The organism is Myxococcus sp. XM-1-1-1, from assembly GCF_020037095.1.
In the GTDB taxonomy this organism is placed as follows: domain Bacteria; phylum Myxococcota; class Myxococcia; order Myxococcales; family Myxococcaceae; genus Myxococcus; species Myxococcus fulvus.
Genome location: NZ_JAIQDH010000008.1, coordinates 368098 through 377876, shown reverse-complemented (window position 1 = coordinate 377876; position 9779 = coordinate 368098). Strand labels below are relative to the sequence as shown.

The following is a 9779-nucleotide window of genomic DNA, read 5'->3' as shown; positions in this document are numbered from 1 at the left end:
ACCACCGTCACCGTCGCGCCCGGCTCACCCGTACCCGAGTACGTCACCGTCGCGTTCGTCAGCACCGCGCCCTCGGCGGGCGTGGTGACAGCGACCGACGTGCCGGAGTCCACCACGAACGCGTTCGTGTCCGTGGCCGTGTTGCCGCTGACGTCCTGCGCCGTGGCCGTCACCGTGTGCGGCCCGTCCGCCAGCGGCGTGGCCACCGGCACCGACCAGGTGCCGCCCGCGCCCACCGTCACCGTGCCCACCGTGGTGCCGTCCACCACCACCGTCACCGTGGCGCCCGGCTCACCCGTGCCGGAGTAGGTCACCACCGGGTTCGTCAGCACCGCACCCTCGGCCGGCGTCGTGACGGCGACCACCGTCTGCGTGTCCACCGTGAAGCTCGAGGTCGTCGCCGTGCTGGTGCGCGTCGCGTCGCGAGCCACGGCCGACAGGTTGTAGAGACCGTCCGCCAGCGTACCCGGCACCGTGAAGGTCCAGTTGCCGCCGGAGACCGGGATGTTCGTGTACGTGGTGCCGTTGATGGTCAGGTCGACCAGCGTGGCGCCGCCGGACGCCGTGCCGGTGATCTGCGTCGGAGACGCGAGGAGCACCGCGCCGTTGGCCGGCGTGGAGATGACCGGGGGAGGCAGGGCGTTCTGCACGGTGAAGGTGTTCGTGTTGCTCACCGCGCTCGTCGCGCCGTTCAGCACGGACACCGCGTTCACCGTGTGGTTGCCCACCGCCAGGTCCACGGTCGGCGTGTACGTGAAGTTGCCCAAGGCATCCGCTGGGACGGTGGCCAGCACCACGCCGTCAACAGAGATGACGACCGACGAGTTGGGCGTCGCCGTGCCGGAGATGGGAGGACGCACGCCCGTGATGGAGCCGTTGGCCGGCGTCACCACCACCGGAGCCGCCGGCGTCACGAAAGCGCCAGGGAGCGTGGTGATGACACCCACGCCGCCCGCGATGGCGCCGTAGGTCAGCCCGTCCGGAGCGCCGGCCGTGGGCTGCGTCCCCGGAAGTCCACCCGTGACGGTCGCCGTACAAGCCACGTTGGCGCCCTGGAACAGGATGCGACCACCACCGCCACCACCACCCGTGCCGTGCTCGGCGAAGGTGGTGCTGCCGCCGTTGCCGCCGTTGGCCGTGACGAGGTTGTTATTGCAGGTCAGGTTTCCGGTGGTGCGCACGGAGACCGTGCCGCCGGAGCCACCGCCACCCGCGGCGTCGTTGGCGTCGTCCCGGGCGTTCTCGCCCGCCACACCGTTGGCCGAGACGCGGCCCGTGCCCGACAGCGAAGCCGCGCGGATGTACACGATGCCACCCGCCGCGCTGCCGCCACCGCCGAAGTCGTCGTTGCTGTGACCCGCGCCGCCACCACCGCCGAACAGCAGGGTGCTCACCGGCGAGAAGTCCATGCGGGTACCGCCGCGACCACCGACGTCACGGGAGGGAGGCTCGTCACCGCTCCACGTCCGGCCGCCCTTGCCACCCGCGCCCGCGCTGCCACCACCACCGCCGCCCGAGTTGTGGCAGATGCCACCACCGGCACCGTTGGCGATGTTGCCGTAGCCCGAGGAGCCCGCGACGAACGGGTCGGTGTTGTCGTAGGCCGACAGCACCACGCCCTCGCCCTTCTGCGCGCCACCCGGATACGCCTGGTTGATGCCAGTGCAGCCGTCACCCGCGCCGTTCCAGAAGATGCCGCCGCGGAAGCCGCGGCCGTCCGCGTGGATGGCGCCGTTGTTCGTCACCGCGCCAGTGGCCAGGAAGATGAGCACACCACCCGTGGTGCCGTCCCAGGGCCCCGCGACGATCGAGCCGGCGGCATTCACCGTCACCGTCGTGTACTCGGGGACGCGGATGGCCTGGGTGCCCGTGTTCGCGGCGAAGGCCACCGTCAACGGGGCCGAGAAGGTCAGCCGCGTCGCCGTGAGCGACTGAATGCGCGCGAACTCCCACCGTCCCACCGGGGCGTTCGCCGCCACCGACATGTCGATGGGCGTCTGGCTGCCCGAGGTTGGCGCCGTGAGGCCCGCTGCCTGGTACACCATCACCAGGTTGCCCACCGCGAAGCCGGTGGAGGACGCGACGTTGACGAAGTTCTGCCCGGCCGGCACCGCCGCCGTCACCCGGGTATAGGTGTTGATGACGGTGTTGGGGACGTTGACCGTCAGCGCCGTCGTTCCGTTACCGAGGTGGAAGCGGTCGGGCTCCGCGTGAGCCGCGGGCGCCGCCAGCGCGGCACACAGGAGCGCCAGCAGACCGACGACGGGCAAGCCAGCGCGTCCACGACGTGCCGCGACCTGCGAAGTGGGAGTTTTGGATGTGGGAGTCATAGGACCGGGGCCGCGGGGTGTAGGGACTGGCCCGTGCGGCAGTGAACGCCCATAGCAATCCAGGAGCCACACTCCGTCCACTTCCGGTCCACGCCCTGTTTCAGGGGGGTTCACTCGGACGCCCCCCTCCCTCCAGGCCCGCGGATCCGAATCACGGATCCGGATTCTGGAAACCGGATGACCCACCCCTCACGTCTCCCTCGGGCTGACCTGTCAGGACCCTGCGGGGCAGCCGCCCTGACACGTCAACGAAGGGGGCACCGCTGACGCATGCCGCCAGAAAAGCGACGAGGGGCCCTCCTTCCGGAAGAGCCCCTCGCGTTACGACAGGACGCGCGCTGCGTCCCAGGCGCTAGAAGATTTCCTCGAGCCACTCGCGCATGCGGCCCTTCACCTTCTTGTACACGTTCTCCTCGCGGATGCGGAACATGCGCCGGTCCAGGTGCTTGGCACCGTAGACGACCAGGCCCACGCCCGTGGCGTACATGGGGCTCTTCACCACGTCCACCAACCCGCCGATGCCGCGCGGCATGCCGCGACGCACGGGCAGCCCAAGCACCTCCTCGGCCAGCTCCGGCATGCCCGCCAGCAGCGTGGAGCCACCCGTAATCACCACGCCCGAAGCGAGCAGGTCCTCGTAGCCGCACTTCTGGATCTCGCGGTGCACGAGCTGGAAGATCTCCTCCACGCGCGGCTCCAGAATCTCGCAGAGGATCTGCCGGCCGAGCACGCGCGGCTGACGGCCCCCGACGCTGGGGACCTCGATGGTGTCGTCCTTGTTGATGAGCGACGCCAGCGCGCAGCCGTACTTCTGCTTGATGCGCTCGGCCTCGTGCGCGGGCGTGCGCAGGCCGATGGCGATGTCGCTGGTGAGGTTGTTGCCGCCCAGCGCAATCACCGCCGTGTGGACGATGGAGCCGCCGGAGAAGATGGCGATGTCGGTGGTGCCGCCGCCGATGTCGACGAGGCACACGCCCAGCTCCTTCTCGTCCTCGCCCAGCACCGCCTCGGCGCTCGCCAGGGGCTGCAGGACGATGTCGGAGACATTCAGGCCCGTGCGGTTGGCGCACTTGACGATGTTCTGCGCGCTGGACACGGCGCCCGTGACGATGTGGACCTTGGCCTCCAGGCGCACGCCCGCCATGCCCAGGGGCTCCTTGATGCCGCCCTGGTCATCGATGATGAACTCCTGGGGCAGCACGTGGATGACTTCCCGGTCCAGGGGGATGGCCACCGCCTTCGCCGCGTCGATGACGCGCGCGATGTCCGCCTCGCGGACCTCCTTGTCCTTCACCGCCACGATGCCCTGGGAATTGAAACCCTTGATGTGGCCACCGGCGATGCCCGTGTAGACGTGGGAAATCTCCGCGCCCGCCATCAGCTCCGCCTCTTCGATGGCGCGGCGGATGGAGGAGACGGTCGCCTCGATGTTGACCACCACGCCCTTGCGCAACCCCTTCGACGGATGCGTCCCGATACCGATGATGTCGATACCGCTGTCGGTCAGCTCACCGACGATGGCGCAAATCTTCGTCGTGCCGATGTCGAGGCCGACAATGATCTCCCCCGACTTCTGCTTCGCCATGACAACCCTCCCAGGCCCCCCACTCTCGTGAAAGGGGCGTCCTCTTACGGCTTCGGGCTCCCGCTCCTCTCGGACGCGGGGCTCGAAATCTTCACCGCCACCCAGCCGGGCCGGGCCCGGTTATCCAGGTGAATGATCTCCGCTGCAAGCCCCCTCGCGCTCAGTTCGCGACGAACACGGGCCAACCGCTGCAGCTTGACCTCGGAATCTCCTTCGCCTAGGCGCACTTCCTGGCCGGACGCGGCCACCAGTGTCACCTCCCGCCCATCCATCCGCACCTCGGACAGCCGCTCGGGCTTGCCCGGGGACGCGCTCGTGTAGGCCCGCGCCACCTCCAGCGCCGCCTGGAACCGCTGGCGCGCCACCTGCGGGTCCGCCACGTACCCGTCCCTGTCCACCCCCGTCACCAGCGGCAGGTCCAGCCCGTCGCCGGGCGTCACCCGCTTGAAGGGCTCGCCCTCCTCGTCCAGCACGTACAGCTCGCCCAACACCGCCAGCGCCTCCGGGACATGCTCGGACACCTGCACCGAGACCCGGTTCGGGAAGCGCCGCGTCACCTCCACCTTCTTCACCCACGGGTGCTGGCGCATCGCGCGCTCCAGCGCCCCCGTGTCCAACGTCCAGAGGTTCTGACCCTTCGTCAGCGCCGCCAGCCGCAAGAGCTCCACGCGCGAGGCGCGCTCCAGGCCGGTGAAGGACACCGCCGCCAGCTCGAAGCGGGGCGACGACAACGCCCACTTGCGCGTCTCCACCCCGCCCCACACCAACAGGCCCGTCGTCAGCGTCAGGGCCAGCACCTTCACGACGCCCGGGCCCTTCGAACGCACCGCGCTCTTCACCGCCTCATTTCGCTGGGCGGAGTCTTGACGGCGGCGGTTTTTGCTTCGTCCGAAGGCCATGGTGAGGGAACGGTGTCACGCATGCTGCGCGCGGATGGATCTCCACGCCAGTTTTTGGCAACAGCCACGTTGCTGTAGCGCGTGAAACACCCCTGAGGAAAAAAGGCTCCCGCCCCAAGCGGGCCCCTGGCGAAGGGCGGCGGACCTTGATCTTCAAGCGGCTGGATTTCAAGGGGACTTTTATCAAGCCCGCGCGCGGAAGCGTCAGCGGGTGAACTCACGGCGAGAACCGGAGCTTTCATCCCCGCCTCGAAACGCTCGCCGCCCTCCCGCGGCCCGACCGGACGGGCTCATGCGGGAGGGCGCCCCGGCCTCCTGGACTTCGACACGGTGTCCCAGCACCGGGCAGGCGGGGCGGGCCCACCCGGTGGCGGACCTCACAGCCGGGTGCTGGCCTGGAGCACGGTGACGCGGTCCTCGACGAGCTGGTGCCAGGTCAGGCGATAGGTGCCCGCCTCGAAGTCCAGCGTCGCGCTGTCGTACTGAACGCCGGTAGAGGTCTCGCCCGGAGTGGCCCCCGCGTGGAGCGGGCCGGTGCCCACCGCGTAGGACAGGCTCAACAGGCCCGCGTAGCCCCAGGGCGACGCCGCCACCGCGCCACAGCCCTTGTCGTCACAGACCATGCGGCCCTCGTTGGCGTTTGCGGGGCGGCTGCTCGCCGCGACATGCACCCAGTCGGCGCCGTCCCAGCGGAACCACGCCTTGCCCGTGTGCAGGCGAAGGCCCTGGGGAGACGGGCCCACCAGCGCGTAGCCCCCCTGCTCCGGGATGTGGGTGAAGCGGAAGCTCCAGGTCTCGCCGTTGAAGGCCCGCCAGCCAATCTGGTCGGAGAATCCCTCCACCATCATCAGCGTGTCGCCGTGGACGACGTACCGCGCGTCGTCGATGTGGGCCGAGCTCCCGTAGGTGTTCTGGAAGATGCCGCCCAGGCTCACCCTCGCGAGGAAGTCGATGAACCGGCGCGCGGACACCACGAGCTGACCGCCCACCGCGTCGACATCGAGCCGGTCGAGCTGCCGGTTGTTGATGGTGTCCGCGGGAAGGGTGGTCGCCGCCGCGGACCATGACAGGCCATCCGCGCTGTAGGAGGTGCGCACGTTCGCGATGCCCCACGCGACGAGGAAGCCGCCGCCGCTCTGGTCCATGTCCAGGTGGAGCTGGGTGGCCGTCACGCTCTCGAGCAGGACGGCGGTGCCCAGTTGGTCGTCCTCGTAGCTCACCACGCGCACGTCCAGCTTCCCGCCCGTGGCCGGCTGCTGATAGGCGACGACGCTGCGGCCCTCGTGGCGAGCGACACGCGGCTTGCGCGCGGGACGGGCCACGTGCACGGGCTGCCCCCAGGACGTCCCGTCGTATTCGGCGAGGAAGACGCTCCACTCCCCGGCGTCGAACTGCTCCCAGGCCGCCACGCCCCGCCCGTCTGGCAGGAAGTCGATGGAGCTCACCCCCACCGTGCCCGTGGCGGCGGGCGCCGCGAGTGGCCGGGGCTCGGCCCACTCGCCCGCCCCTTGGTACGCGCGCACGGTGAGCTGTCCGGGCGCCGCGAAGACCACGCCCTGTCCTGAGTCGATGGGAATGAACGAGGCACGGCCCGCCGTGGAGTCGCGCAGCAGGACCGCGGGTCGCCAGCCCTGGAGCGTGAGTGCTGTGCCCCACACCTGATGGTTGGCGGTGGCGCTGCCCGTCTCGGTGAGGACGAGCAGGTCGTCGCCCTGCACGCGCAGGTCACGGACGCGGCTCATCCCCGTCACCACGGTGGCCGTCACCGGCGAGGACCAGGAGCCGCCCGTCTGGGACGTGGCGCGCAGTTGGCTGGTGCTGACGCTGGCGGTCCACAGCGCCACGAAGTTGCCGTGGCTCCGCGCGACGCCCCACAACGAGCTGACCGAGTTCTCCGCGAGCCGGACCTCCGGCTGCCACGTACTCCCCACGCGGTCCGCCGCGTACGGGAAGCCGTTCGCGTGGACGTAGACGGCGGTGATGACCTGTCCGTCCGTGGCGAGCTTCACCGCGTCCGAGTCCGAGGTGGAGATGAGCTCCGGGGCGCTCCACTGCCGCGTGGCCCGGTCGAAGCGCGAGAACTCCGTGCCCCGGTCGCTCACCCACGCGCGGACGAAGGTGTCTCCCACGCGGAGATAGTCGGCGTCCGCGCGGGACGAGAGGGAGCTCTGCACCCACTGGACGCCGTCGTAGGTGACGGCGACGCGGGGGTTGGCGCCCGGCGTGGAGGCAATCAGCACGGCGCCGCCGTTGTGGAGGAACGTGGGGTTCGCCCCCAGCGTGCCGGTGGCGAAGACCTCCGCCCACTGGTTGCCGGAGAGGGCGCGGATGCGATTCGACTCGACCATGAACAGGCGCCCGGCCGCGCTGAACAGGCGCCCGGTGGTGTTGGGCCCGACGGTCGTGAGCGTCGTCCCATCGAAGGCGACCACGCGCTGGTAGATGCCCGTCGCGTCCGGCCAGGAGATGGCGAAGCGGTTGTCCCAGACGGCGACCTGCGGAACCACCGCCGCCGAGGTGCTCACTCCGAGCAGCCGTGATGCACCGTAGCCGCCGCCGGAGTCGAGCGCCGCGCGCACCTGGACGCCCTCGCCGGTGTCCTCGTTCCAGACGGCCAGCGTGCCCAGGGGGCCGGTGGCGAACACCAGGCCGCCGGGCTGCCCGCGCGTGGCGCCGCTGACCTGTGTGCGCGTGTCCACCGTTCGCAGGGTGTACGTGAAGGGCGCGGCGAGCGTCTGTCCCTGGGGCGTGCGGACGTCCTTCACCGTGGCCGTGTAGACGGTGGCCGGCGCGAACGGCGGCACCGGACGGAATACGGCGGTGCGGGTGGAGGCCTCGTAGTTCACCAGGCCCGAATGCCCCGCGACCGAGAAGGTCGTCGTGTTGACGGAGGCCGGGTCCAGCGGACGGTCGAAGCTCACGCGCAGCGCGCCGTCGCGCGAGACGAAGCGCGCGTCCGCGACGGGCAGCGCGCCCGTCACCTGGGGAGGAGCGGGCTGGAGCTCCGTGACGAACCAGAAGGGGTTGGAGCCCATCCACGGGTAGCCGTTACCCGCGAGGTCCTCCACGTCGTCGATGGTCACCCGGTAGCGCGTCTGGTACGCGAGGGGCGAGGTCGGCGTGAAGATGGCCGCCATCCGTCGGTCATCGTAGCGCACGGTGCCGGGCACCTTGCGGACGGGCTTCGCGCCAATCTCGTCCATCTCCTCCAGATAGAAGCGCTCCACGCTCACCGTGGTGGGGCGCAGGGGCTCCGCGAAGATGCCCTCGATGGCGGCGATGCGTACGGGGACACCCGTCGCCCCGTATGCGGGGAAGGTCGATGCGAGGCTCGGCGCTCCGTTGTCCGCGACGATGCTCAGGGTGAACGAATAGCTGAAGCTGCTCGTGAGCGCGTTGCCCGCCAGGTCCTTCGCCTGGGTGGAGAGCGTGCCGGTGACGACGGCGCCCGGCGCGGGCAGCGGGTTCAGCCGGAAGTAGGCCGTGCGGGAGCTGGGCTCGTACGAGATGGCCCCCGTGAGCGGCGCGGCTGGTGAGTCGTCCAGCTTCTGCTCGAAGCGGAGCGTCTCCGCGTTGAGGGTCCGCGGGTCCATCTGCTCCTCGAAGGTGAGCGAGTACACGGGGTAGCCCACCGCCACGTACCGCAGCTGATGCGTGGGTCGGGTGGAGGACACCGTCGGTGCCCTCGTGTCCGTCTCCGCGCCCACGCTGAAGCGGAAGACATAGGGCCCGGGCAAGCTGTTGCCTGTCGTGGTGCGCAGCGCGGTCGCGACCGTGACCGTCACCAGCGTGTCGGCCGCGAAGGTTCGCGCGGGGACGAAGGCCAGGGAGCGCGTGGCGGCGTCATGGGTGACGGCGCCCGCCACCGCCACACCGTTCTCCGTCACAGCAAGGCTCGCGGGTCCCACGGTGGTGTCGTCGAGCGCATCGACGAAGGCCACATGGATGCGCGTGTTGCGAGGCACCTGCTCCGCGTCCTGCATGGGGAGTGTGTAGTCGATGAAGCCCACGCCATCCGACGTGGGCCCGCCTCCGTCCGTCGGCTCCTCTCCTCCGTCCGGGACATGGGCATCGGGTGAACCTCCGTCAGGACTCCCCGCATCCGAGCCCGAGTCGACGACGTCCACCGGAGGGTCGTCGGACTCGGAATCCTTGCAGGCGGAGACTCCCAGCCAGAGGGACAGGATGAGCAGGACACTGCGCTTCCACGGAGCGTTCGCGTTCATGAGAGGTGGGGGCGCGGTGAAGAACCGACGGGCCACTTTTGCGGACCCAATCCAGCCCCTGCTCAAGAACGGATGGCGCCGAAAAAGTCGCACATTCCGTTGCATCTGCCATCACGTCTCGCCTACGCGGAGACTGAGAGTCCTGGGAAAGAGGACGCGACGACGCCTCCACTCTCACCACGGCACACAGTGGCGGACGACAGGGGTGGTCGAGGTGGACAGGTCGCGCCGAAGCGAACGTGCCGGCCGAATCGTCCGAAGTCTTCACGCGCGCGGCATGAGGGCCACGCACAGGACAGCGCGTTCCACCAAGACGTCCGGCGTCGCCACGCACACGGAGGAATGCCCACGCGCAGGCCAACTGGCGGGACCACCTCGACTCAGTGCCCGCATCGGCGGCAGTGACACCACCTTGTCGCCGAGCGCTCAGTGGAGGGACCACGCGCAGCCCTGTTGAAGGGCGGCCATTTCACCTCAACTTCCCCCCGCAGCAGCGCCACCGTCATGCCAACTCACGCTCGTCAAAGGGGCCAGGCGCAGCCCAGTCGAAATGCGCCACCTCGCATCAAGGCCCCGCAGCAGTGAGAGCACGCAGCACCAACGTCATGCCGCTTCGCGCTCACCACAGAGGCCACGCACAGCCCAGCGGGAGCGCGGCCACCTTGCATCCCCCCTCAGCATCGAGTGCGCGCAGTTCCACCGTCATGCCAACTCACGCTCGTCACAGGGACCAGGCGCA

General features: G+C 69.9%; 4 protein-coding genes. All 4 read right to left on the bottom strand.

The genetic code is table 11. From position 1 onward, the window contains the following. Positions 1-2270, bottom strand: a 2270-nt coding sequence (gene agmC / locus K8640_RS18885) for an adventurous gliding motility protein AgmC (RefSeq protein ID WP_223748285.1), incomplete at its 3' end; no start/stop codon positions are given. A gap of 412 nt (positions 2271-2682) precedes the next feature. Next, a complete protein-coding gene (ftsA, locus tag K8640_RS18880) occupies positions 2683-3915 on the bottom strand; it encodes a cell division protein FtsA (RefSeq protein WP_046715495.1) in 1233 nt (410 codons plus the stop codon). A gap of 44 nt (positions 3916-3959) precedes the next feature. Next, a complete protein-coding gene (locus K8640_RS18875) occupies positions 3960-4814 on the bottom strand; it encodes a cell division protein FtsQ/DivIB (RefSeq protein ID WP_223748284.1) in 855 nt (284 codons plus the stop codon). A gap of 377 nt (positions 4815-5191) precedes the next feature. Continuing rightward, positions 5192-9040, bottom strand: a complete 3849-nt coding sequence (locus K8640_RS18870; protein WP_223748283.1) for an Ig-like domain-containing protein — start codon at positions 9038-9040, stop codon at positions 5192-5194. Between the last annotated feature and the right edge of the window lie 739 nt (positions 9041-9779).